Raw genomic sequence first — 22,601 nt, forward strand, 5'->3', positions numbered from 1 at the left:
TAATCTGGCTGTCAGGTTGTGGGCAGTGGCGACAGTTTAGAGTTTTCCACAGGCTGAATCTTATCTTGTTGGAGTACGACTATGTTTTTGCGCAAACCTTTGGGGCTGGCCGCGAGTTTGCTGGCACTGAGCTCGCCGGTGTGGGCATCACCGGCGCCTACCTACGATTTCGGTCAACCGGCCCCGGCGGCCAAGGCGACCCGCAGTGTCGAGGTGGTGATGGGCGACATGTCGTTCACGTCCAAGGCAATCGATATCAAGGCCGGTGAGACGGTTCGTTTTGTGTTGGTGAATAAAGGCCAGTTGCTGCATGAATTCAACCTCGGCGACGCAGCGATGCATGCCCGGCATCAGCAGGAAATGTTGAAGATGCAGCAGAGCGGCATGCTCACGCCTACAGGCATGAAGGAAATGGATCACGGTTCGATGGCCGGCATGGATCACGGAATGATGAAACACGATGACCCGAACAGCGTCCTCGTGGAACCGGGTAAAACCGCCGGGCTGACCTGGACCTTCACCAAGGCCACCAGCCTGGAATTTGCCTGCAATATTCCCGGTCACTATCAGGCGGGCATGGTCGGCAAACTGACTGTCAGTCAGTAAGCACTCAAAGGCGGGCGCAAAGGCTGGTAGAATCCGCTGATTCTTCAGTCAGGTTTCCGCCATGCATCCCGCAGCCGAACACTCGCCGCTGGGCAAATCCAGCGAATACATCGCCACCTATACGCCGTCCCTGCTGTTCCCGATCCCGCGCACTGCGAAATGGGCCGAGTTGGGCCTGACGGCGCAGACCCTGCCCTACAAAGGTGTGGACATCTGGAACTGCTTCGAGCTGTCGTGGCTGTTGCCGTCCGGCAAACCGGTGGTGGCGATTGGCGAATTCAGCATCCCGGCGGATTCGCCGAACATCATCGAGTCGAAGTCGTTCAAGCTGTACCTGAACTCGTTGAACCAGACGCCTTTTGCCGACACCGCGACCCTTGAAGCGACGCTGGTGGAAGACCTGTCGGCCGCTGCCGGCAAGCCGGTTGGAGTGCGAATTCGTAGCCTCAAGGATGTTGAAGCCGAAGGCGTTGTGGCGTTGCCGGGCGTGTGCATCGATGACCTGGAAATCAGCGTCAGCAACTACGAGCATCCGCGTCCGGAGCTGCTGCGTTGCGACGATTCGCGCATTGTCGAAGAGAGCGTGCACAGCCATTTGCTCAAATCCAACTGCCCGGTCACCAGCCAGCCGGACTGGGGCAGCGTGGCGGTGGAATACCGCGGCGCAGCGCTGGATCACGCGAGTCTGCTGGAATACATCGTGAGCTTCCGTCAGCACTCGGACTTTCATGAACAGTGCGTGGAGCGGATTTTCCTCGACTTGCAGCGGTTGCTGAAACCGGAAAAGTTGACGGTCTATGCGCGATATGTGCGGCGTGGTGGGCTGGACATCAACCCGTATCGCAGCACTGAAGACGTGCAATTGCCGAACCATCGGTTGGTCCGCCAATAAAGCCCGCTCCCACAAGGGAAAGCATTTCCTAGAAATGAAAAAGCCCCGCTAGCGATAGCGGGGCTTTTTTGCATCTGGAGGGTTCAGATCCCCATGTTGGCCAAGGCTTGCACGATGTTGCGCAAGGTGCCAGCAAGGGTAGGGTGTTCAATTTCGAAGCGCTCGACGGCCAGGTTCACATTGTCGGCGAGGCTGGAGTCCTGGGTTTTGGTTTCGATCTCGAGCTCCAATTCGATCTGTTGCATCAGCGCGTGCAGGTCTTCGCGCTCGGCTTCCGTCAGGGGCGGATTCTGTTCCAATTGCTCGCGCAGAGTATTGAGCTGTTCTTGCAGTTCGCGGGCAGGCATGGCGTTCTTCCTTTTATCGATAGGCACTGGCATAGACCGCAGCAGCGCGCCAAAGGTCTATGGCTTGCCTTTAGATTAATCCACTCCTGTGCAACGTGCATGATCTCGATCAGGGCTTTTCGCCCTTGAGCCGACGCAGGCTGATGTCGGCCAGGCAGGTATCGAGTTCGCCCAAGTGATCGATCACCGAATGTACGCCCAGACTGAACAGCTGCACGGTCGCTTTACCGCGCCGATGCTCGCGTTCCTTTTGGCTCAAGGCCTGCCATGCGCTGGGTGCCAACCCGCAAAGCGAGCCGCAGGACGCCAGGCCGATCGTCCACAGCCCGGCGTTCAGTCCCGATTGCAGCAATCGCGGTTCGCCGCTGACCAGCACGCAACCGTCCAGTCGTTGGACATTCAAGGTCATCAAGGCTTGCCAACAGGCGTTCGGCGCCGGCCAAGGATTGATTGTTGCGTGGTGTTGCGAGGGTTTGATCCACGCAGGCAGGGCGCCGGCCAGCGAATGGCTGAGGGCGGGGGACAACTCGTCCAGCCAGGCACAAGGAATCTGCTGACGCTGCAAGCCGTTCAGGCTGTCCAGCGCGCCAGGTGTGAGCTCGGCATGTTCGAGCGTGTGAGCATCGTTCTGGCGTATCCGGGCGCCGAAGTCCACCAGGCAACCGCTGAGCCCGAACAATACGGCGGTCAGGCTGGGTGCAGCGAGGGGCAAGGCTTCGGCGTGCGGCATATCAACGTCCCTGAAATAGCGACAAGCCTATGCGTTGCCGGTGACAGTTGAGTGACACTGATATGAAGCGCTCTCAATCAGGGTGAATCATCCACAGGCCAATGCGCGCGAGGCTGCCCTAAATCGGCTTTTCCGTCTTATACTAGCCAGCTTATCGCCTGGGCCAAGTGCCCATGTCAGTACAATCCAAGGAGTTTTCTATGCGCTGGAGCAATCGTCTAGCTCAGCTTAGTGTGTGTGCCAGCGTGTTGCTGGTTCCGTTTGCAGCCCAGGCCGCCACGGAAGAAGACCCTTGGGAAAGCGTCAATCGTCCTATCTTCCAGTTTAATGATTTCGTCGACACCTATGCACTGAAGCCAATCGCTCAGGGTTATCAGTTCGTGACGCCGCAGTTTCTGGAAGACGGGATTCACAACATGTTTCGCAACGTCGGTGATGTCACCAACCTTGCCAACAACGTCCTGCAGGTCAAACCGGCAGCCGCGGGCGTAGACACGGCGCGACTGATCTTCAACACCACCTTCGGCTTGCTGGGCTTCTTCGATGTCGGCACGAAGATGGGCCTGAATCGTAGCGATGAAGACTTTGGCCAGACGCTCGGCTACTGGGGCGTGGGCAGCGGCCCGTACGTCATGCTGCCACTGTTGGGTCCAAGCACGTTGCGTGACGCACCCTCCAAGTACGTCGACGGCTACACCGGCCCGTACCGCTATATCAACGACGTGCCCGTGCGTAACTCGATCTTCGGCCTGAACATCGTCGATACCCGCGCCAGCTTGCTGTCGAGCGAGAAGCTGATCACCGGCGACAAGTACACCTTCATCCGCAATGCGTACTTGCAGAACCGCGAGTTCAAAGTCAAAGACGGCCAGGTCGAAGACGATTTTTGATCTCGACCGGTAAATGAAGAAGGCGGCCAATCGGCCGCCTTCTTTCGTTTGGGTCAGGGCTTATTTCATCTTCAAGATTGTAAGCCCGAGTTTCTGACTGCCACCGTCCTGTTCCTTTACCCAGACCACTTCGGTGTCGGCTTCAAGGCCTTTGAGCGCAGCGTGGTCGGAATCGATGCGCACGTTGATCCGGTCACCGACCTTGAACAGGCGGGGTGCCTCGACCTGCATGCCGCTGCTGGAGAGGTCGATGCAGACGGCTGGCACCTCATCACCTTCGTGAATCAGCGACACATCGGCATCGACCCGCATGCGGATGAAATCGCGCTTTTCGCTGTAGTCCCGATCGGTTTGGCTCATGAGCTTCATCCTTCCATTGGGTTACGGATTTGCCTGTTCTTATAACTCCCGGTGATTTGACAAGTAAAGACGTCAAGCGACCATCGGCGTGAGCTTGAAACGCCCCGCGGATGGGAGTACCGTCTGCGCCTTAGAAGGGCACCTCTGGTGTACCTGTGTGTAGGGCAAATGCCCGATAACGGTGCGACAGAGAGGCTAGTAAGCGAATCCAGTAGTGTGAGCCGGGTTAAACCCCGTGCCTGCTACGCCAACCTAATTCTGGCGCCGTTTGCCCACATGCCAAAAACCAGTGCCACGCTGCTGATAATCGATGATGACGAAGTAGTGCGCGCGAGCCTCGCGGCCTACTTGGAAGACAGTGGTTTCAGTGTCCTGCAGGCCAGCAATGGTCAGCAGGGTCTTCAGGTATTCGAGCAAGACAAGCCCGACTTGGTCATCTGCGATCTGCGCATGCCGCAGATGGGCGGACTCGAACTCATTCGCCAGGTCACGGAGCTGTCGCCGCAAACCCCGGTGATTGTGGTTTCGGGTGCCGGTGTGATGAACGACGCGGTCGAGGCTTTGCGCCTGGGCGCGGCGGACTACCTGATCAAGCCTCTCGAGGATCTGGCTGTGCTCGAGCATTCTGTGCGCCGGGCCCTGGATCGCGCGCGTCTGCTGCTGGAAAACCAGCGCTACCGCGAGAAGCTGGAAAAGGCCAACCGCGAGCTCGCCGCCAGCCTGAACCTGCTCCAGGAAGACCAGAACGCCGGTCGCCAGGTGCAGATGAACATGCTGCCGGTCAGCCCCTGGACCATCGACGAGTTCCAGTTTGCCCACCAGATCATCCCGTCGCTGTACCTGTCGGGTGATTTCGTTGACTACTTTCGGGTCGACGAGCGTCGGGTAGCCTTCTACCTGGCGGACGTTTCCGGTCATGGCGCCTCTTCAGCCTTCGTCACCGTGCTGCTGAAATTCATGACCACGCGCCTGCTGTTCGAATCCAAGCGCAGCGGCACATTGCCGGAATTCAAGCCTTCAGAGGTCCTTGGTCATATCAACCGGGGCCTGATCAGTTGTAAGCTGGGTAAACACGTCACAATGGTCGGTGGAGTCATCGACGAGGAGACAGGTTTGTTGACCTATAGCATCGGTGGTCATTTGCCGTTGCCTGTGTTGTACACGCCAGACAGTGTTCGTTATCTGGAAGGACGTGGTCTGCCGGTGGGCCTCTTTAATGAAGCCACCTATGAAGACCACGTGCTGGAACTGCCGCCGACGTTCAGCCTGACGCTGATGTCCGATGGCATTCTGGACCTTTTGCCAGAACCTACACTCAAAGAAAAAGAAGCGGCTTTGCCCCAGCGGGTCAAGGCAGCGGGCGGCAGCCTGGATGGTCTGCGGCAGGTTTTTGGATTGGCCACGCTAGGGGAGATGCCGGATGATATCGCCCTGTTGGTGTTGAGCAGGAATCTTTGATGAGTACCGGTAGAATCCAGTTCGCCGAGCAGGATGGCACCTTCGTCCTGAAGTTCGTCGGTGAAGTTCGCCTGACCCTGTGTTCGGCGTTGGATGCGACTATTGAGCGGATCTTCACCGCGTTGAACTTCAACGCGATCGTGATCGACCTGACCGAAACCCGCAGCATCGACAGCACCACCCTTGGCCTGCTGGCCAAACTGTCGATCCTGTCGCGGCAAAAGGTCGGCTTGCTGCCGACCGTCGTCACCACCCATGAAGACATCACCCGTTTGCTGCAGTCCATGGGCTTCGAGCAAGTGTTTAACATCGTTGACCGCCCGATCCCGTGCCCTGAGTGCCTGACCGACTTGCCAGACCAGGATCAGTCCGAAGAAGTGGTGCGGATCAAAGTGCTTGAGGCACACAAAATCCTCATGGGCCTGAATGACTCTAATCGTGAAGCATTCCATGACCTGGTGAATGCCCTAGAGCGCCACTAATCTCTATGTGGCGAGGGAGCTTGCTCCCGCTGGGCTGCGAAGCGGCCCCAAAATCTACGCATAAAAAAGGGCGAACCCGTTAAGGTTCGCCCTTTTTGCGTTTGCTCTTGCTGAATCAGAGCTTGGCTTGCAGCAGTGCTTCGAGTTTTTCCTGGTCGCGAGCGAACTGACGAATCCCCTCAGCCAGTTTCTCGGTCGCCATTGCATCTTCGTTGGATAACCACCGGAACTGCGCTTCATTCAGGCTCAAGCGCGCCTCACCCGCATGGCCCGGGGCCAATTTACGCTCCAGTTTGCCAGTGTCCGCTGCCAGCTTCTCCAGCAGGTCCGGGCTGATGGTCAGGCGATCACACCCCGCCAACTGCTCGATCTGATTCAGGTTACGGAAGCTCGCACCCATGACCACGGTCTTGTAGTCATTGGCCTTGTAGTAGTTGTAGATGCGCGTGACGGACTGCACGCCCGGATCATCCGCGCCGGTGTAGTCGTTGCCGTTGGCTTTCTTGTACCAGTCGTAGATGCGGCCTACGAATGGCGAAATCAGGAACACGCCAGCGTCAGCACACGCTGCAGCCTGAGCAAACGAGAACAGCAGCGTCAGGTTGGTTTGAATGCCTTCTTTTTCCAGTTTCTCGGCGGCGCGAATGCCTTCCCAGGTGGAGGCGATCTTGATCAGCACGCGATCGCGGCCAATGCCGGCCTTGTCGTACAGCTCGATCAAACGGTGCGCACGCTTCAATACGGCGTCAGTGTCGAACGAAAGGCGTGCATCCACTTCGGTGGAAATACGGCCTGGTACAACTTTCAGAATTTCTTGCCCTACCGCCACGCCAAATCGGTCGCTGGCCAGGCCCACATCACCCTTGCAGTCGTGAACGCAGGCGTTGAGCAGTTCGGCATAACCGGGGATGGCGGCCGCTTTCAGCAGCAGGGAAGGGTTGGTGGTAGCGTCGACGGGTTTTACGCGAGCGATAGCTTCGAAGTCGCCGGTGTCGGCAACGACGGTGGTCATTTGTTTGAGTTGTTCCAGCTTGGAAGTCATGGGCGTGCTCTGTCCTATGGGTCTAATGACATTACCCGAGCGCTGACAGCCACTCAAGGGTGCATGTACGTATCGGTGGCCCCGTGGGCAACATCCGCGAAACGGATGTTTGAAAGGCGGGGCGCGGGTATCGGTTAATACGATGCCAAAACGCGGCGCAGGTTCAAAGCAACTGACCGTTGACGGCTCTCGGGCAACGCCGGCGCCTGACCTGTCATGCCTGCATGGCGGTGTCCGTGAGTGTTAAAAATGGTCAAGTTCAGACGTTATAAGAAGTCAAAAAGAGCCGCTCGGATGGCGTGTAATGTGGCGCGCATAAATGCAGGTGTTGGATGAGAAGATGATTTCACAGGAGGAACGGGTGTCCGCCATGGTGGAGGCCTTCGATGATCTTATTCTCGGTTATGCCTTGAAAAAGTTGACCAGCGTGTTTGAAGAGTTGATGGCCGCTTCAAAGAAAAACCACCCGGACAATCTAAAGGGGCTGGTGGAGATGGGCAGGGTGAAAGCAACAAAGAAAATCCCTGGCTGGCTGAAACGAGTAAAACACAGTATGCCCAGGCAAGTCACAGGCGTGCTGATGAAGCAAATAAGCGATTCGCAGATGTTCAAACATGACCTGCGCCTCGAAGCGCAAGTCGTATTGTTCGAAGTGCTGGTGGAGGCATCACTGGCAATGGACGCTGCGAGTTATGCGGAGTTGATTAATAGAAGCCAGATTTAACGTAGCGCGGCTTCATTCACCGGGCGACGTTAATAACATTTTGACGGCTGTTTCCGCAGGTTTTGATTGTCCATCAGACGACTTCAATCCGAAACTTCTCTCGCGATCATTACTGCCAGAGTCGCTGTTTTTCCACTCGTAAAGGGAGGTCAGCGGGATATTTAGATTTTTGACATCCGAGATGAATCTTGTGATGCGTGATGCTTGTCCGGCGGTGCCTCCGATGGAACTGAGCGATGGCACACCCCATTCGGTAATGACCCCCGGCACATGGAAGTTCTCAAGGATAAACGCTTGAGTAGTGCTGATCTGCGTGCCCGACATGCCATAGGGGTGGTAAGAAACAGCACTGAGGCATTGCGGATAATCCTTCAGGATTTTAGTCAGTGCGACGGTCGCCTTGGAGTCTTTGGTGGGTGCCTTTGCGAACCCGAACCCGATCAGTGGTGTTGAGTGATCGCGCTTTTGCAGTGTGCTGCACACTGAGCTCATGAAAGGCACAAACGTTACTTCAAAATCCTGGGTAGGCCAGTATTTTGGCAAGTCTGGTTCATTCCAGATTTCAATGGCCACAAGCTGCGTGCTGAAGGCGTTTTCAAGGCCGATGACCGAGTTCGCGAAGGCGTCTCCCGCTGCGGCGAGATCACTGTCACTGCTTTGCGTCTTGTGGGTTAACGCTTTGGTTGAGCGAACAGTCATCAATACCGGTAGATCGGCGGATTTGGCGGAAGCGAAGGCTTCATCAATCTGGTGTTGGTACGCCGGGTTGCCCAGGCTGTTCGTCCATACGCCAAAGCGTACGAATCCGAACCCGGAGGCTTTGATCTGGTGGGCGTCGGCGGCTGAGAAATTCTGAATCTTGACCTGGACGCCTATTGTCTTGTTGTCTTGCGCTAGTGTTGAAAAAGCCTCGCTGGCATCAGCGTGGCTGCATGCGCCAAGTAAAAATAGTGTTGAAGTGGCAATCAGTCGCAAACGCGGGGAGGGCATAGCTGGATTTCCTGATGATTCAATGTGAGCCGGGTGAAAATAGCATTAGTCAGTTAATACAGCGATATCATCATTCCTCTATTCCAGGCGCTTCATTGTTAATTTTTGTCGGATAAACAACTTCCATATCTCAATTGTTATTTATGGTCCGTCTTTCCGGTTGGGCGTTTTTTAGGTGTCGTGGTATTTAATACGAAAGTATTTTCATGATGGATCCCTCTCCGGATGCGGGATGATCTTATCGGTTCAATAAACTCCTCGCTATACGTGGGCCGATTCGACACTACACGGGAAGAGTAGCCTTGTTCAGAAAGATTCTTGTGGTGTGCGTCGGCAATATTTGCCGAAGTCCGACCGCTGAACTGTTGCTTCGTCATGCGCTGCAACCTTCAGGTATTTCAGTGACCTCCGCGGGATTGAACGCGCGGGTGGGTGAGTCTATGGAGCCCGACGCACTTCGGGTTCTGGAAGAGCAAGGGCATGCAGCCCAAGGGTTTAAAGCGCGGCAGATCACGCCAGCCATTGTTAATGAATCAGACCTGATTCTGGTCATGGAAAAAGAGCATGTGCAGGGCGTACTAAAGATTGCATCACACGCCAGGGGCAAAGTGTTTCTTCTGGGGAAGTGGCAAAGCGAGCGCGAAATAAAGGACCCGTATCGTCAAGGAACAGCTGCTTTTGTCCATGCCCACGCATTGATTGAAGATGCCGTTTGCTCATGGGCGCAGCGCCTCGGACGTTGATGGACGAATTTTCAGATTAGTAATAATGGTAAAAGAATAGACCTTATGCAGTTACCGTCAGTAATCAACACCCGGGATCAAGATAAAGACGAAATTGATCTGCTCGGTTTATTAGGCACATTGATTGACCATAAATGGTTGATCGGGGCCATCACCGGGGCGTTCATGGTGACCGGTGCCGCGTATTCGGTTTTATCGCCACCCGTGTATCTGGCGAACGCGCTGGTTCAGGTCGAGCCGAAAAAGAACGACATGCTGGGGTTCTCGGATATTAGCAGCATGCTCGGTGGGCAATCACCGGCGGCAACTGAGATCGGCATCATCAAGTCCCGCGCGGTCATCGGTAAAACGGTCGATGATCTGCGTCTTGATATTGTGATCACCCCCAACACCTTTCCCGTTATCGGCGGCTTTCTCGCACGGCGATATAAAAGTACGCCAACGGAAACGGTTTCGCCGCCGCGCTTTGGCATGAGCAGTTATGCATGGGGCGGCGAGCGCCTTGATATCGAACAGCTGCATCTGCCGAATGAGCTGCTGGGCAAGAAACTGACGCTGGTTGCCGAAGAGCGCAATCGGTTCAAGCTCTACGACGACAATGGCGGTTTGTTGGCCGACGGAGTTACAGGCGAGTCCGTCGCGCAGGAGGGTGTCGAGGTGCTCATCGCGAGCATGATCGCGAATCCAGGCACTAAATTTGAAGTGGTGCGCAATCCACGTATCGTCACCATTCAGAATTACCAGGACGCCCTCGAAGTCTCCGAGCAAGGTAAAGAGTCGGGCATTATAAGCCTGGCCCTGGCCAGCACCGATTACGCCATGGCGGTGAAGATTCTCAACAAGATCTCAAGGCTTTACGTGCAGCAGAATGTGCAACGCACTTCTGCCGAGGCGGCCCAGAGTCTGGAGTTTCTGCAGGCGCAACTTCCGCAAGTCAAAGACGATCTGGTCAAAGCCAGCAACGCGCTGAACAGCTATCAAACCCGCGGCAATACGGTAAACATCTCGCTCGAAACCAAGTCTGTCCTGGAACAGATTGTGGTGCTGGATACGCGCATTTCGGACCTGAAACTCCAGCAAGCGGACATGGATCGAAAGTTCACCCGAGAGCACCCGGCCTACCGTGCCTTGATGGCTCAGATGGGTGATTTGAACAAGCAGCGACAAGGGTTGGAAAAGAAGGTCCAAGGGCTGCCAGCGACACAGCAGGAACTGTTAAACCTGACCCGTGACGTGGAAGTAGCAACACAGATCTATACCCAACTTCTGAATAAATCCCAGGAGCTGGACATCGTCAGGGCAGGGGCGGTCGGCAATGCGCGGCTGATTGATACGGCGGACGTCGACATCACCACCCCGGTCAAACCCCGCAAAGCCCTGATCGTCCTGATTGCAACTTTCCTGGGGGGCTTTGTCGGTGTTGCCCTGGTGTTAGTGCGTAAATCGCTGGGCAGAGGACTCGAAGGGCCGGAAGCCATCGAGCAACTTGGGCTGCCCGTTTATGCCTCCATTCCTTACAGCACCCTGCAACAGGAAGAGGACACTAAAAAAGTCCGGCTCGACGACGGCGACAACAGCCAGTCGTTTCTATTGGCCCTGCGTAACCCCACCGACCTGTCGATCGAATCGATACGCAGCCTGCGAACTTGCCTGCACTTTGCCGGGCTGGATGCGACCAACAACCGGATCATGATTTCCGGTCCGAGCCCTCAGGTTGGCAAGACGTTTGTCTCTTCTAACCTGGCCGCGGTCATTGCGCAAAGCGGGCAGAGGGTCGTCCTGATCGATGCTGATATGCGCAAAGGTCATCTGCACAAAACGTTAGCGACTCCAATCAGCAATGGCTTGTCCGATCTGTTGACCAAGCGCTGCAGCATTGAGCAAGCGATCAATAAGCTAGAAATCGAAAACCTGCATTTCATCAGCCGTGGACAGGTGCCGCCCAACCCGTCAGAGCTGTTGATGCATGCCAACTTCAGAGCGCTACTCGCAGAACTAAGCGAACTCTACGACGTGGTGATCATCGACACGCCACCTCTTCTGGCCGTGACCGATGCGGCAATCGTTGGTCGAGAAGCCGCCATTAATCTGATCGTGACGCGCTTCGGTGTAAATCCAGCCAAAGAGATCGAATTGACGATTCGTCGATTTGCTCAAAACGGTATCGAATTGAAAGGTGCGATTTTTAACGGTGTCGAGAAGCGGGCGTCCAGTTATTACGGTAATGGCAGCTACGGCTATTACAACTATGAATACGCCTCTGACAAGTCGTGATGCGAGTGCTATCTGCCAGGTAATCAGGTTGAGAGTGGATTAACGATCGTTAACCACTTTCCGGGTTTCTTTTGCCCTGCGAATACGTTCATGGAATTGGGTGGATTGTGAAAAAAATATTACACGTAGCAGAAACGATCAAAGGTGGCGTTGCGACGGTCATTCGGACGATATCGACCCCCCCTGAGGACGACGTCCAGCAGTATGAACTGGTCTATTTGATCCCGTTCGACCAGAAGAAAGAACTGCATGGCATTGACGAAAAAGACATCAGGACGTTCTCTCGGAACAAGAGAGATGTTGTCTCCCTGCTGCGGTTTGCCTGGCAACTCATCCGAGTGATCTTCAAGGAAAAACCTGATGTCGTGCACTTGCACAGCACGTTTTCCGGCGTCATAGGTCGATGCGTCTGCCTGGTCATGCGCCCTTGGCGGTCACCGAAAATCATCTATTGCCCGCACGCGTTTTCGTTCTTGATGGAAAGCTCTCCGGCCAAACAGAAAGTGTATTCGCTGATTGAGCGGCTTTTGCAGAAAGTGACGGATGTCATTATCTGTGTCAGCCAATATGAACTGGATAAAGCGGCCTCGTTTGGTATCGACCGTCACCGCATGAAACTGATCTACAACGGCATTCATTATAAAAACGATGAGAGCCTGTCCGATCAGCGTACGGATATTCAGCTCTTGTTTGTGGGGCGACTGGACTACCAGAAGGGCTTTGATGTTTTGCTCAAGGCGTTCACGGACGTCGAGCGCACCGACTTGAAACTGACGGTTGTTGGCAGTGCCGTGAATGAGGAGTCGGTGGAGTGCCCCGTCATTGACGCCGTGGAATACCTGCCTTGGGTGACCCCGGCCGAAGTAAATGCCCTCTATAAAACGGCCGATGCCCTGATTGTCCCCAGTCGCTGGGAAGGTTTTGCCATGGTCCCTCTCGAAGGAATGGCCATGGGCGTCCCCGTTATTGCCAGTGACTGTACATCCCTGCCTGAACTGGTGACGCACAACGTCACGGGCTACATATTTTCAACGGGCGATCACCAAGCGCTGACCAACATTTTAGTGAATATCAAGAAACAGAAGTTGCTGGAACTCGGCACCGAAAGCCGCAAGCGGGTGCGCGAACGGTTCAGCGCATCGCTGATGATCCAGCAAACCTACGACGTGTATTCCGCTCAAACTTATTAAGTAGATATCAAGCTATGAACGTAACTATTTTGCATGGCTACAGTGCATCCAATTCAGGTGACGGCCTTCTCGTGGATTTGGCTATCGCCCTGGTGCTGCGAAACTTTGGTGCTGACACGTTAATCAACGTCGTTGCGTCCGACCCCAAATCATTCAGTTATCTTCCGTATAAGCGGTATGACGCGCCGGTCATGGCGGCTAAAGGGCTGGGGCGCGTAAAAGAAGCGGTGTTCCTTAAACAGTCTTACGCGCCGCTCGCTGACCTCTTGAGCACTACCGATCTGATTGTCGGGGTGGGCGGCGGGTACATGCGGTCAAAAAGCGCCTTTGAACACATCAAGCTGAAACTGGGTCATGCCAAACAACTCGAAACGGCGATCTTGAGCAAGGTGCCGTCGGTTTACCTGCCGCAAAGTATTGGCCCGTTCCACGGTGAGAGCAGTGCCATCGTAAAACACTACGCCAGCGCCGATGCGGTGTTTGTCCGTGACAACAGGTCTTCGGCCATTTTCGAAGCCAATGAAAATGTCTATCGAGCGCCAGACCTGGCGGTCCAGGCGTTGGCGAAAAAGATGTTGATGCAACCCAAGTTCACTCGATGTGCGTCATCGCCTGCCGTGGTTTGCGTGGTTTTACGCAAACCGCCGGAATGGAGCAAAGAGAAGAAAGTTGCCTATGTTGCCAACCTGAAGCTTCTGTTGAAGCGACTAAGGGCGAAGAGCAAAGTGGTCTGCGCTGTCCAGAGCGCCGTCCGTGGCAACGATGACGGGGCGTTCTACCGGGAACTCGGTATTACCGAGGACCTCCTGCCCCTGAAGGCGACACTGGCCAAGTATCAGCCTGATCTGGTCATTTCCGTGAGGCTGCACGGAGCCATTGAATCGCTCCTCGCCGGCGTGCCTGCGTTCCATATCAGCTATGAACGAAAAGGCTTTGGCGCCTATCAGGATATGGGCGTGGAAGACTGGGTGATCAACGGTGGAGATATCAATGTCGACACCATTATCGACACTGTTTACGCGCCAAACGCCTTGTCCCGATTCGGTAAGAAGCTGACGGATACCTGCAAAGAAATCGAAGCCAAAACGGAGCTGATGGACACTATCATCAAAGGGATTGTTCGATGATATTTCGGTTGTTGCTACGGGGAGGGGCATTAGGCGCGAAGTTTTTGCTGGTGTTGGCCATCACTCATTACCTGGGTTATGACGCATTGGGTTTCTACGGTGTGGTGGTCGCTGCCTCTTTGATCGCCTCCAAGTTTTACAGCGTCGGCTTCAGCTCTGAAATCAATCGGCTGATCAGCGTGGGAGGCAGTACAAGGCTCGTCGTTGATAAGGTGCTGATTCTGTACCTGGCCGTTGGTTTGTTGTTATCGGTGGTCACGGTCGCACTCTATTCACTGTTCAGCGATGTTGAGGCGAGTGCCGCGTTGATCGCGTGCGTCACGCTGTTGCTGCTCACCGAGCATCTTTCCTTCGAAATAAACTCGTTTGTCTTTTCCGCACAAAAAGCCAACTGGGGCGCGTTGTTGTTTTTCATCAAGACCGGCCTCTGGGCGCTCGTTGCCGTGGGCGGACTCATGGCGGGCGTGGTGTCCACCATCGCCAGTGTGCTTTGGTTATGGGTGGCGACCAACCTTATGGTGATCGTGGCCGGTTACTTGATTGTGGTTAACGTTCACAAGGGGCGGGACATCAGTGCCGTCACCACGGTTTCGGTGTGGCGGGCAGGGCTGCCCTTTTATCTGGGCGGTGGGCTGATCGCATTAAGTCAGTACGCTGAACGTTTTCTGATTCTGGACTTGGAACCGTATGCCAGCCTCGGCAAGTACGTGTATTCCTGGTCCGCCGCCAATACGTTGCAAGCGCTGTCCTACGCGGTTGTCGCAGTCGTGGGCATTCCCGTGCTCGCCAAGCGTTATAAAGACAACCAGCAGGCGCTGACGGTCCGGCAGTTATTCGTCAATCAATGGGTGCTGCGTTCACTCATTGTTTCCTGCGCGGTGGCTGTGCTGATTTATGCCTTCTTTAACATCCTGCTCGATTACGTGGCCGCGGCAGTTCCGCGTCCGGATAACCGGATTTTAGCGATTCTGATTTTCTCTTTTGCCCTGCGCGCCGTCGGCGACATCGTATGGGGGGGGCTTATCGCCTCCAGGAACAGTCGGGTTTCATTAGCGAGTGCGGCGATCTGCCTGCTGATTTCGTTGCCTGTCAGTTATGTGCTCATCAAGCACTATTCAATTTATGGCGCGGCGTGGGGCAATGTCTTTTCAATTACGGTGCAACTGGCCGTTATTGCGTTGCTGACCAGGTTTGCCCGGGCGAAGGGGAGCTTGTAATGGCTATCTCTCTACCGTCCATAGAGTTTCGCGGAAGAAAACTCGATTCGCCCATTTCATTCCTGATTCTGCTCTGTGGTCTTTTTCTGTCTATTGCGATGCCGCTATTGATGCACCGCGATCCGGGTCCTGATGCAATGACCTTGTGGACGTCATACGTACGTTCAGACAACTGCAATTTCTGGAATCCGTTTTCACCAGACCGGTCCTCTTACGAATGTTCCGCCTACCTGTTGCGTCCCACCGGTATCAACCTGACCAATGCGTGGGCATACGGGATGCTGTGCAATCTGTTTCTGACCTCTATCCCGATCTTCATCTTCAAACGAATACCGATAACGATCTTCCTGACCTTGTGCCTGTGGGGCGTTGTCAGGTCATTTTTCCTGGACAACCTGACCAAGGAAATCATTGTCTCGGTGGCGGTGATCGCCATTTTGTTTTTTTCCTTTTCGAAACGATACCGAGCGGGCTTTTTCCTTTCTGCGCTGTTTTACGGCGTGTTGATTCGCCCTTACTGGATATTGTTTTCACTGGTCTGGGTCGGTGTGTGCTTCATGAAAAAGCATGTATCGCGTTTCAGCTTTTTCGTGATGTTGTTCATGTTCTATCTGGTGATCGCGACGGCGATTCAATTGCTGGTCGGCTATTCCGTCTCGTCCATTCGCGCCAGTAACAATGAACAGCGGACCCTCGGTGAAGAGGGGTCAAAGTCGTTGATCGTGTCGTGGCTCAGTGGCGGTGATTTCGTGTCGCAGGCTGTGGACTCGATGAGCATCTTTTTCAGGCTGTCGTTCCCGGTAGAGTTGATTCTGCTCTCCGGCCTGGGGCAGATCATATTCGTCGTCCTGATGATGATGACCTCGTTGCTGATGTTCAAAATGATGACGTCGAGTCATTACAAGGGCGCAACCATCGCGCCGAAAGTCAAAGAGCTGATTGCGATCCCACTGTCCTTTTTATTGGTGCAGGGTTTGTTCGAGCCTGACTTCGGCTCGTTCGCCCGACATTTCTCCATGGTGGTGCCGGTGCTGTTTCTGGGGCTGGGATTGCAGTTGCGCTCAAGAACACCTGAGTCGGTTGAATCAAGCGTGTTGCGCTGAGGTTTGCGGTTTATGCAAAGCAAGAAAAAATCGTTGGAAATAGAAACGCTCAGGGGCCTGGCGTGCCTGTTGCTGGTGCTCTATCACGTGATAGGTCCGCTGGGTGGCGGACTGAAAATAGACCTGGGCTCGCCATTTCGGATTCTCGCGGATTCGATGGTGTACGTCAGGATGCCGCTGTTCACCTTTATCTCGGGCTATATCTATTCGATTTACAAAATCCGGGGCAATGACTTCTCCGCTTACTGCGTTGGCAAGGTGAGACGGTTGATCGTGCCTTTGTTTTTTGTCGGTATCCCTTTCTCGGTGCTGCAGGTTGTCGGGCCAGGTGTGAACAAGGACCTCGGTTTAATAGACGCCTTGTTGTCGTTCTACGTGCCGGTTAACCATTTCTGGTTTTTGCAGGCGGTTTTTATCATCTTTATGTTTGTCGGGTTTTTACAGTGGCGCGGTCTGTTGCAGACGGCGACGCGGCTGTACCTGCTGTTTTTGTTCTCGGCGGTGGTGTTCTTGCTGCCGTTGTTTCCGGTCGATGCGTTTGGCATCAATGGCGCTGTCTATTTGCTGCCGTTCTTCGTGACGGGGATGATTTGCCACGAAAAGGTCAGTGTTTTAAAGCAGTCACTCAAAGTGACCGGGCCGGTCGTGTTCGTCTTGATATCGGTTGCGCTGCTTTATATCGCCGCGGTGGATCGCGAACTCATTGTCGATCGCCGAAGTCTTGTCGGTTTGCTCGTTGGCTGTACGTCCTGTGTCGCGCTACTGTCGAGTGACATGCGCTCCAAAGCACTGATCTGGCTCGGCGGATATTCTTACGCCATCTTCCTCTTTCACGTGTTGTTTGCCGCCAGTTCACGGTTCGCCTTGGGGCGTTTGGGCGTTACGGACGAAAGCGTTCTGGTCGTCGGCGGTGTGTTGTGCGGGTTGTTGGGGCCGGTGGTGCTGTCGACTATTTTCAGCCGTTTTGCCATGACTTCAGTTCTGTTTTTGGGCGAACGTTCAAGCAGCAAAAAGATTCCAGTGTCAGGGCTCAAGGTGTCTCAATCCTGAGCGCCGATTCTGCCGACCTGCTTATAGATAGATGGATGAGCCAATGGACTATGTCGAAGATGTACGACCCGTTTCGGCTCCGGTGATCGAAGTGAGCCGTCCACGCGAACGGCTTGCCGCAATGGCCAAGGGTAAAGCGGGGGAGGTACTGGCCATCTCGGTGATCGGCGACAGCTACAGCGCCGGGCAGGACTTTTACTTGAATGATCTCACTCAACACCTGGCGAAAGATTTCGGTTTCGCCGGACCCGGTTATGTCGGGTTCAATCACGGCGCCGCACTCGGTGGCTCGAATTTCAAATACACCCGCAGCAGCAAGAAGCACTTCGGTGGGGATTGGGACGTTTCCAGTCTTGGCCAGGCAAGTCCGGACAGCCGCACCGTTTCCGGGCAACCGGGTGCTTATCTAGAAGTGGATTCCAACGAAACGGCGGTCATCAATACCTCCATCGCCCAAGCCAAATTGCTGTATCTGGGCGATGGCAAAACCAGTGAGATGCGCTACCGGTGGTCACCTTCGGACGACTGGCATCCTTTGACGATGACGGGGTCAGGGGTTCAGGAAGTGCAACTAAGCGTTCCCGCCAAGGCTGAATGGGCGCTAAGGCTCGAAGTGGTGAAAGGTGCGCCGACGTTGTTTGGTCTGTGGCTGGCTAATAATCGTGGCGGCGTCAGGGTCTCCAAACTCGCCGCTTCCGGTGCCGCCTCAGGTGACTTTTATAAAAGCGATCGCCAATGGCAGACCCAATGGAAGGCCGTCGTTTCGAAGATACCGGCGGACGTTTACCTGATCATGTTAGGCGGTAATGACCAGGGATTTGGCGTAAAGCCCAAGGACTACCTGGAGAACATGAAAGGGTTGGTACGGATGATTCGTGAAGTTCATCCGGCGGCGAGCATCAACGTGATCCTGCGTCAGGACACGACACGCTCCAGTGCCTATCCGATGACGGAGTACGCCCAGGTGCTTGAACCCTGGGCGCGTTCGCAAAACATCGCGTATTCGAGTTTGCAGTGCACGTTCGGACCCGACTTCAAACGCTACGCCAATGACGGGCCGACCCCCATGATTGGCCCGGACAAAATACACCCGATCCCGGGGGCGGGCGGCCGGCTTATCTCCGATTACGTGTATCGCTTGATTGTCGGTGGAGTCAGTGAATGCGATTCTGCGTTGAAGTAATCACTCACCGTTCAAAGTGTTCCAGATGGCTCAGCAGCTCTGCGGTCTTCACTGGCATCAAGTCAGGATCACGTCGGGTTTCAACATTGATAACGATTGCCGGGTCGCTGTAACGGACGCGAACCCGGAATCGCCAATCGTTGAGAATCACTTTGAGTCCGTCGCGATCATCCATATCCAGAGCCTGGTGCGCGTACAGACTTTTCAGGTGGTCCAAGAGCGCAAAGGGATTGCTGACCGGGCGATGGATATCGCCCGAAGAGGGGAACACCCCGATGCGCTCAACCAGTAAGGGTGTACCAAACCAGGCAGCCGAGGTGGAAGATAACGACGGGTTTTTTGACAGCCAGGCCATCACCCCGAAGTTGCTCGCTTTGTGTTCGATGTCTGCCGAGCGTTTTGCAGTGGTCATAGTGGCCTGCCTGGGTGAATGGGTCGGGTTAAAGACCGTTGAGATACAGCTGCTCGTAGCAAAAGTTGGTGGCGTCGATATAGCCTTCTGCACCACCGCAATCAAAGCGCATTCCTTCGAACTTGTAGGCCAGTACGCAGCCATTTTGCGCCTGCTTCATCAGCGCGTCGGTGATCTGGATTTCACCGCCCTTGCCTGGTTGGGTGTCGGCGATCAGATCAAAAATATCCGGGGTCAGAATGTAACGGCCAATGATTGCCAGGTTGGACGGTGCGTCTTCGGGCGCCGGCTTCTCGACCATGCTGTTGACCCGGTAGATGCCTTCGGAAATCAGCTCGCCGGCGATCACGCCGTATTTGTGCGTCTGATCCCGTGGGACTTCTTGAATGGCCACGATCGAGCAGCGGAATTTTTTGTAGAGCTTGATCATCTGCGCCAGTACGCCGTCACCTTGCAGGTTCAGGCACAAGTCATCCGCCAGCACCACGGCAAAAGGTTCGTCGCCGATCAAGGGGCGACCGCTGAGAATCGCATGCCCCAGGCCCTTCATTTCGACCTGGCGGGTGTAGGCGAACGTGCAGGTTTCAATCAGCTCCCGCGTGCCGGCCAGAAACTTTTCCTTCTCGGTGCCGCGAATCTGGTGTTCCAGTTCATAGCTGATATCGAAATGGTCTTCCAGCGCACGTTTGCCCCGGCCGGTCACAATCGCCATGTGTTGCAGACCGGCGTCCCGTGCTTCTTCAACGGCGTACTGGATTAAAGGCTTGTTGACGATCGGCAGCATTTCCTTCGGCATTGCTTTAGTAGCAGGCAAGAAACGCGTGCCATAACCGGCGGCAGGGAACAAGCATTTACGAATCATAGATATATCCTGGAAAGTCATTGTCCACAGCCATACAGAGAGCAGTGTCGGGAATGGCCGTGAGTTTTGATGTATTGCTGAAGTTGTACTTTAATACCTGAGTGGGGGGTTATTGGCAATTATTAGCGGGTGCAGAGTAGGGTAAATGTTATTAGTTGTCGGGCTTGAGGTTGTTTAGTTAGTTTTAGTCGGTGTCTATCAATAGTGTCGGTTGTTTTGAAGTGCTAATAAGTGTTCGGCGTCACTTCGTTACGTGCGCATCAAACATTGCATGTAATCGAGCACTTCAATACCCCACTATGGACCGCTCTATGAAGATTCTGGTAACGGGTGGAACCGGTTATATCGGTTCTCACACCACACTTGCGCTGCTTGAGGCGGGCTTCGACGTGGTTGTGCTGGACAACCTTTGCAACAGCTCTGACGCGTCGCTGCACGCCATTGAAGCCATCTGCGGCAAAACCCCGTTGATGATTCGCGGGGATGTGTGCGACCGGGCATTGCTGGACCGGATTTTTCAGGAGCACTGCATCGATGCTGTCCTGCATTTTGCCGGGCTCAAAGCCGTAGGCGAGAGCGTGCGCAAGCCGCTTGAGTATTACGAAGCCAACGTCTGCGGGAGCATTACGCTGTGCCAGGCGATGTCCGCGGCCGGTGTATTCCGCTTGGTGTTCAGTTCATCGGCGACGGTGTACGGCGCGCCGGAGCAGATGCCAATTCACGAAGATTTTCCTACAGGCACGCCGACCAATCCTTACGGGCAATCCAAGCTGTTCATCGAAAACGTGCTGCAGGATCTGTGTGCGGCAGAGCCGCGCTGGAGCATTGCGCTGCTGCGCTATTTCAACCCGATCGGCGCACACGCCAGCGGCCATATGGGCGAAGACCCCAACGGGATTCCCAATAATCTGGTGCCTTACATCAGCCAGGTTGCCGTCGGCAGCCTGCAGGAACTGTCGATATTCGGTGACGATTACCCCACCGTCGATGGCACCGGCGTGCGCGACTACATCCACGTGGTGGATCTGGCGGACGGGCACCTCAAGGCATTGCAGTCGATCTCGTCGTGCACCGGCATCAATATCTGGAACCTGGGCACGGGCGACGGTTACAGCGTTCTCGAGGTCCTGCGGGCATTCGAGCAGGCTTCGGGGCGGCCAGTGCCTTATCGCGTGATGCCGCGACGTTCCGGCGATGTCGCCGAGTGTTGGGCCGATCCTTCCAAAGCGGCAAAGGAGCTTGGCTGGAAGGCCACGCGGAGTTTGCAGGAGATGATGGCGGACACCTGGCGTTGGCAATCGAACCATCCCAGGGGCTACATCGACTAATGCTTGAGGGGCCCTTCAACCCATGGTTTTTCTGCTGAACTGTTATATCAGGGCGCGATGTTAATTATGGTCGGGAAAATTGACTGGAAACACAACCGGCAAGTCCGTAGATATAAAGAACACGCAGGAAGGAGTTTGATATGAAAAAGATGATGGTAATTGCCGCGCTGTCCATGATGAGCAGCGGGGCGTTTGCGGTAGAAGCACCTCTTACGCTGGATACAAAAGTGCTGGGTGATGTAACAGCGGCACAAGCTGCACTGGCTAGCACTGCCCTGGTTTCAGGTGCAGTGGCTGCTTCCAGCAGCGGTGGAAGTTCCAACGGCGGAACCACCGGAAGTACCGGGACAACTGGCACTACCGGGACCACCGGCACAAACTGAAAAAATACCGCAGGTGTCACACAAGATTGCCCGGCTAACACTGGGCGATCTTGTTTTGGGTTTGCCCTTGAATAGCGTAGTGCCATTATGATTCGTAGTGTTCCTTTTTTAATGCTGGCAAGTATTGCTTTGCAAGGTTGTATGTTTTCGCCGGGGCAACATATGAGCACCAGCGATATCACTCGCGAAGGCGCCAGTGAAAACAGTCGGGTCGAGCTTATTCCGATTACCCCCAAGCTCATCGCCATGGACAGGGCCACTCAGACACATGAGTCATTGCCTCCGGAATTGCTGACCACGCCCGACGAATACCGCATTGGCAACAACGATGTCTTGTACATCACGGTATGGGATCACCCCGAGCTGACCGCACCTTCTGGCGCGCAACAGCAGATCGATGCGAACGGCCGTCTTGTGCGTTCCGATGGCACGCTTTATTACCCCTACATCAAAGAAGTCCAGGCAGCCGGAAAGACCATCCAGCAACTGCGATCCGACATCGCCGAGAAGTTATCGACCTTCATCTCGGACCCACAAGTGGACGTCGCCGTATTGCGCTTTGCCAGTCAGAAAGTGGTGGTGTCGGGCGCCGTATTGAGAGCTGGCCCGCAAGCGATTTCCACCAACCCGCTCAATGTGGTCGAAGCCTTGGGTTCGGCCGGTGTCGATCCGCTGAATGCGGATTTGTCCGGGTTGCTGTTGACGCGAAATGGACGGAGCTATCCGCTGAATCTCGATGGGCTCAATCAGCAGAATGCCGAGTTGCAAAACGTTTACCTCAGAGGCGGCGATCAGTTGTACTTGCCGTACAACGACAGCAAAAAGATTTACGTGATGGGCGAGGTCAATCAGCCGCGTGCGTTGACGTTCAAGACCCGCACCATGAATCTTTCTGACGTCATTGGCTCGGTAGGCGGATTGAACCAGACCACCTCCAACGGCAACGCCGTGTACGTCATTCGTGGGGTGGAAAACCTCGATGTCGAACCCGCCAAGATCTATCAGCTGCAAGCCGAGTCGCCGTCCGCCATGGCGCTCGCCACTCACTTCGATGTTCGTCCCCAGGACATTGTTTACGTAGGCCCTGCCAACGTCACCCGCTGGAACCGCTTCATCAGTCAATTGGTGCCATCGGCCTCGATTCTCGGCATGGGCGCGGCGGCACAAAACAATTTAAGTGAAGCCAACAGCAGATAAGGTCTGGTCCC

The 22,601-nt window shown here is 54.9% G+C and carries 24 protein-coding genes; 17 read left to right on the top strand and 7 right to left on the bottom strand.

Going from position 1 to position 22,601, the window contains the following annotated elements:
- The first annotated feature begins 81 nt into the window (after nt 1-81).
- A complete protein-coding gene (locus DJ564_RS10935) occupies nt 82-606 on the top strand; it encodes a plastocyanin/azurin family copper-binding protein (protein WP_109629015.1) in 525 nt (174 codons plus the stop codon).
- A 61-nt stretch (nt 607-667) separates the two neighbouring features.
- Nucleotides 668-1,498 (top strand): NADPH-dependent 7-cyano-7-deazaguanine reductase QueF, encoded by an 831-nt coding sequence (gene queF / locus DJ564_RS10940; RefSeq protein WP_109629017.1) that lies wholly within the window; start codon nt 668-670, stop codon nt 1,496-1,498.
- A gap of 83 nt (nt 1,499-1,581) precedes the next feature.
- Here queF and DJ564_RS10945 read toward each other — a convergent pair whose 3' ends face one another.
- The gene (locus tag DJ564_RS10945) at nt 1,582-1,845 is read right to left on the bottom strand and encodes a DUF4404 family protein (protein WP_109629019.1); all 264 of its coding nucleotides are present in this window, start codon (nt 1,843-1,845) and stop codon (nt 1,582-1,584) included.
- A gap of 109 nt (nt 1,846-1,954) precedes the next feature.
- Complete coding sequence (locus tag DJ564_RS10950; protein WP_109629021.1) at nt 1,955-2,575, bottom strand: phosphatase; 621 nt, start codon at nt 2,573-2,575, stop codon at nt 1,955-1,957.
- 200 nt (nt 2,576-2,775) lie between these two features.
- Here DJ564_RS10950 and DJ564_RS10955 point away from each other — a divergent pair, with 200 nt between their 5' ends.
- Nucleotides 2,776-3,465, top strand: a complete 690-nt coding sequence (locus tag DJ564_RS10955; RefSeq protein ID WP_109629023.1) for a VacJ family lipoprotein — start codon at nt 2,776-2,778, stop codon at nt 3,463-3,465.
- Nucleotides 3,466-3,525: 60 nt separating this feature from the next.
- Here the strand turns inward: DJ564_RS10955 and DJ564_RS10960 are convergent, their stop codons facing one another.
- Nucleotides 3,526-3,825, bottom strand: coding sequence for a PilZ domain-containing protein (locus DJ564_RS10960; RefSeq protein WP_109629025.1), 300 nt, complete (start codon nt 3,823-3,825; stop codon nt 3,526-3,528).
- A gap of 276 nt (nt 3,826-4,101) precedes the next feature.
- Here DJ564_RS10960 and rssB point away from each other — a divergent pair, with 276 nt between their 5' ends.
- Both rssB and rssC read left to right on the top strand, forming a co-directional pair.
- A complete protein-coding gene (rssB, locus tag DJ564_RS10965; RefSeq protein WP_010456296.1) occupies nt 4,102-5,283 on the top strand; it encodes a two-component system response regulator RssB in 1,182 nt (393 codons plus the stop codon).
- Nucleotides 5,283-5,765, top strand: coding sequence for an anti-sigma factor antagonist RssC (gene rssC, locus DJ564_RS10970; protein WP_007935262.1), 483 nt, complete (start codon nt 5,283-5,285; stop codon nt 5,763-5,765). The genes rssB and rssC overlap by 1 nt, the downstream gene beginning before the upstream one ends.
- Before the next feature lie 115 nt (nt 5,766-5,880).
- On the opposite strand, the gene tal is transcribed toward rssC, so the two are convergent.
- Entirely contained in the window at nt 5,881-6,807 is a 927-nt protein-coding gene (gene tal, locus DJ564_RS10975; protein ID WP_109629027.1) for a transaldolase, read from the bottom strand.
- A 319-nt stretch (nt 6,808-7,126) separates the two neighbouring features.
- Here tal and DJ564_RS10980 point away from each other — a divergent pair, with 319 nt between their 5' ends.
- Entirely contained in the window at nt 7,127-7,531 is a 405-nt protein-coding gene (locus tag DJ564_RS10980; protein WP_256597492.1) for a hypothetical protein, read from the top strand.
- Nucleotides 7,532-7,543: 12 nt separating this feature from the next.
- Here DJ564_RS10980 and DJ564_RS10985 read toward each other — a convergent pair whose 3' ends face one another.
- A complete protein-coding gene (locus tag DJ564_RS10985) occupies nt 7,544-8,521 on the bottom strand; it encodes a glycosyl hydrolase family 5 (protein ID WP_109629028.1) in 978 nt (325 codons plus the stop codon).
- 302 nt (nt 8,522-8,823) lie between these two features.
- On the opposite strand from DJ564_RS10985, the gene DJ564_RS10990 reads away from it, so the two are divergent.
- The 8 genes from DJ564_RS10990 to DJ564_RS11025 all read left to right on the top strand — a co-directional run bounded on the left by DJ564_RS10990 (nt 8,824) and on the right by DJ564_RS11025 (nt 18,408).
- Nucleotides 8,824-9,264 (top strand): low molecular weight protein-tyrosine-phosphatase, encoded by a 441-nt coding sequence (locus tag DJ564_RS10990; protein ID WP_109629030.1) that lies wholly within the window; start codon nt 8,824-8,826, stop codon nt 9,262-9,264.
- Between the two features lie 45 nt (nt 9,265-9,309).
- Nucleotides 9,310-11,538 carry a polysaccharide biosynthesis tyrosine autokinase gene (locus tag DJ564_RS10995; protein ID WP_109629032.1) on the top strand — a complete coding sequence of 743 codons (2,229 nt, stop codon included), beginning with the start codon at nt 9,310-9,312 and terminating at the stop codon, nt 11,536-11,538.
- Between the two features lie 107 nt (nt 11,539-11,645).
- Nucleotides 11,646-12,728 (top strand): glycosyltransferase, encoded by a 1,083-nt coding sequence (locus DJ564_RS11000; RefSeq protein WP_109629034.1) that lies wholly within the window; start codon nt 11,646-11,648, stop codon nt 12,726-12,728.
- Nucleotides 12,729-12,742: 14 nt separating this feature from the next.
- On the top strand, nt 12,743-13,855 hold the full coding sequence (locus DJ564_RS11005; RefSeq protein ID WP_109629036.1) for a polysaccharide pyruvyl transferase family protein: 1,113 nt from the start codon (nt 12,743-12,745) through the stop codon (nt 13,853-13,855).
- Complete coding sequence (locus DJ564_RS11010; RefSeq protein WP_109629037.1) at nt 13,852-15,072, top strand: phosphoribosylaminoimidazole carboxylase; 1,221 nt, start codon at nt 13,852-13,854, stop codon at nt 15,070-15,072. The genes DJ564_RS11005 and DJ564_RS11010 overlap by 4 nt, the downstream gene beginning before the upstream one ends.
- A complete protein-coding gene (locus DJ564_RS11015) occupies nt 15,072-16,175 on the top strand; it encodes a hypothetical protein (RefSeq protein WP_109629039.1) in 1,104 nt (367 codons plus the stop codon). Before DJ564_RS11010 ends, DJ564_RS11015 begins: the two co-directional genes overlap by 1 nt.
- Before the next feature lie 12 nt (nt 16,176-16,187).
- On the top strand, nt 16,188-17,225 hold the full coding sequence (locus DJ564_RS11020; RefSeq protein WP_109629041.1) for an acyltransferase family protein: 1,038 nt from the start codon (nt 16,188-16,190) through the stop codon (nt 17,223-17,225).
- Between the two features lie 43 nt (nt 17,226-17,268).
- Entirely contained in the window at nt 17,269-18,408 is a 1,140-nt protein-coding gene (locus DJ564_RS11025; RefSeq protein WP_109629043.1) for an SGNH/GDSL hydrolase family protein, read from the top strand.
- A gap of 4 nt (nt 18,409-18,412) precedes the next feature.
- Here the strand turns inward: DJ564_RS11025 and DJ564_RS11030 are convergent, their stop codons facing one another.
- Nucleotides 18,413-18,820, bottom strand: coding sequence for a mannose-1-phosphate guanylyltransferase (locus DJ564_RS11030; protein ID WP_109629045.1), 408 nt, complete (start codon nt 18,818-18,820; stop codon nt 18,413-18,415).
- Nucleotides 18,821-18,848: 28 nt separating this feature from the next.
- Nucleotides 18,849-19,682 (bottom strand): UTP--glucose-1-phosphate uridylyltransferase GalU, encoded by an 834-nt coding sequence (gene galU / locus DJ564_RS11035; protein WP_109629047.1) that lies wholly within the window; start codon nt 19,680-19,682, stop codon nt 18,849-18,851.
- Nucleotides 19,683-19,993: 311 nt separating this feature from the next.
- Between galU and galE the strand changes: the two genes are divergently transcribed.
- From galE to DJ564_RS11050, 3 genes are all read left to right on the top strand, one after another.
- On the top strand, nt 19,994-21,010 hold the full coding sequence (gene galE / locus DJ564_RS11040) for a UDP-glucose 4-epimerase GalE (protein ID WP_109629049.1): 1,017 nt from the start codon (nt 19,994-19,996) through the stop codon (nt 21,008-21,010).
- Nucleotides 21,011-21,150: 140 nt separating this feature from the next.
- Nucleotides 21,151-21,393 (top strand): hypothetical protein, encoded by a 243-nt coding sequence (locus tag DJ564_RS11045; protein WP_109629051.1) that lies wholly within the window; start codon nt 21,151-21,153, stop codon nt 21,391-21,393.
- A gap of 141 nt (nt 21,394-21,534) precedes the next feature.
- Nucleotides 21,535-22,590, top strand: a complete 1,056-nt coding sequence (locus tag DJ564_RS11050) for a polysaccharide biosynthesis/export family protein (RefSeq protein ID WP_109629053.1) — start codon at nt 21,535-21,537, stop codon at nt 22,588-22,590.
- Nucleotides 22,591-22,601: the final 11 nt, after the last annotated feature.

This window comes from Pseudomonas sp. 31-12 (genome assembly GCF_003151075.1).
Classification (GTDB): domain Bacteria; phylum Pseudomonadota; class Gammaproteobacteria; order Pseudomonadales; family Pseudomonadaceae; genus Aquipseudomonas.

Coding starts and splice junctions, on each gene's coding strand:
- DJ564_RS10980 (WP_256597492.1), top strand. CDS start 7,127: ATGCAGGTGTTGGATGAGAAGATGATTTCACAGGAGGAACGGGTGTCC.
- rssB (WP_010456296.1), top strand. CDS start 4,102: ATGCCAAAAACCAGTGCCACGCTGCTGATAATCGATGATGACGAAGTA.
- DJ564_RS11020 (WP_109629041.1), top strand. CDS start 16,188: ATGCAAAGCAAGAAAAAATCGTTGGAAATAGAAACGCTCAGGGGCCTG.
- DJ564_RS10985 (WP_109629028.1), bottom strand. CDS start 8,521: ATGCCCTCCCCGCGTTTGCGACTGATTGCCACTTCAACACTATTTTTA.
- DJ564_RS11005 (WP_109629036.1), top strand. CDS start 12,743: ATGAACGTAACTATTTTGCATGGCTACAGTGCATCCAATTCAGGTGAC.
- queF (WP_109629017.1), top strand. CDS start 668: ATGCATCCCGCAGCCGAACACTCGCCGCTGGGCAAATCCAGCGAATAC.
- DJ564_RS10945 (WP_109629019.1), bottom strand. CDS start 1,845: ATGCCTGCCCGCGAACTGCAAGAACAGCTCAATACTCTGCGCGAGCAA.
- DJ564_RS10995 (WP_109629032.1), top strand. CDS start 9,310: ATGCAGTTACCGTCAGTAATCAACACCCGGGATCAAGATAAAGACGAA.
- DJ564_RS11010 (WP_109629037.1), top strand. CDS start 13,852: ATGATATTTCGGTTGTTGCTACGGGGAGGGGCATTAGGCGCGAAGTTT.
- galE (WP_109629049.1), top strand. CDS start 19,994: ATGAAGATTCTGGTAACGGGTGGAACCGGTTATATCGGTTCTCACACC.
- galU (WP_109629047.1), bottom strand. CDS start 19,682: ATGATTCGTAAATGCTTGTTCCCTGCCGCCGGTTATGGCACGCGTTTC.
- DJ564_RS11045 (WP_109629051.1), top strand. CDS start 21,151: ATGAAAAAGATGATGGTAATTGCCGCGCTGTCCATGATGAGCAGCGGG.
- DJ564_RS11030 (WP_109629045.1), bottom strand. CDS start 18,820: ATGACCACTGCAAAACGCTCGGCAGACATCGAACACAAAGCGAGCAAC.
- DJ564_RS11050 (WP_109629053.1), top strand. CDS start 21,535: ATGTTTTCGCCGGGGCAACATATGAGCACCAGCGATATCACTCGCGAA.
- DJ564_RS10950 (WP_109629021.1), bottom strand. CDS start 2,575: ATGCCGCACGCCGAAGCCTTGCCCCTCGCTGCACCCAGCCTGACCGCC.
- DJ564_RS11025 (WP_109629043.1), top strand. CDS start 17,269: ATGGACTATGTCGAAGATGTACGACCCGTTTCGGCTCCGGTGATCGAA.
- DJ564_RS10960 (WP_109629025.1), bottom strand. CDS start 3,825: ATGAGCCAAACCGATCGGGACTACAGCGAAAAGCGCGATTTCATCCGC.
- DJ564_RS10935 (WP_109629015.1), top strand. CDS start 82: ATGTTTTTGCGCAAACCTTTGGGGCTGGCCGCGAGTTTGCTGGCACTG.
- rssC (WP_007935262.1), top strand. CDS start 5,283: ATGAGTACCGGTAGAATCCAGTTCGCCGAGCAGGATGGCACCTTCGTC.
- tal (WP_109629027.1), bottom strand. CDS start 6,807: ATGACTTCCAAGCTGGAACAACTCAAACAAATGACCACCGTCGTTGCC.
- DJ564_RS10955 (WP_109629023.1), top strand. CDS start 2,776: ATGCGCTGGAGCAATCGTCTAGCTCAGCTTAGTGTGTGTGCCAGCGTG.
- DJ564_RS11015 (WP_109629039.1), top strand. CDS start 15,072: ATGGCTATCTCTCTACCGTCCATAGAGTTTCGCGGAAGAAAACTCGAT.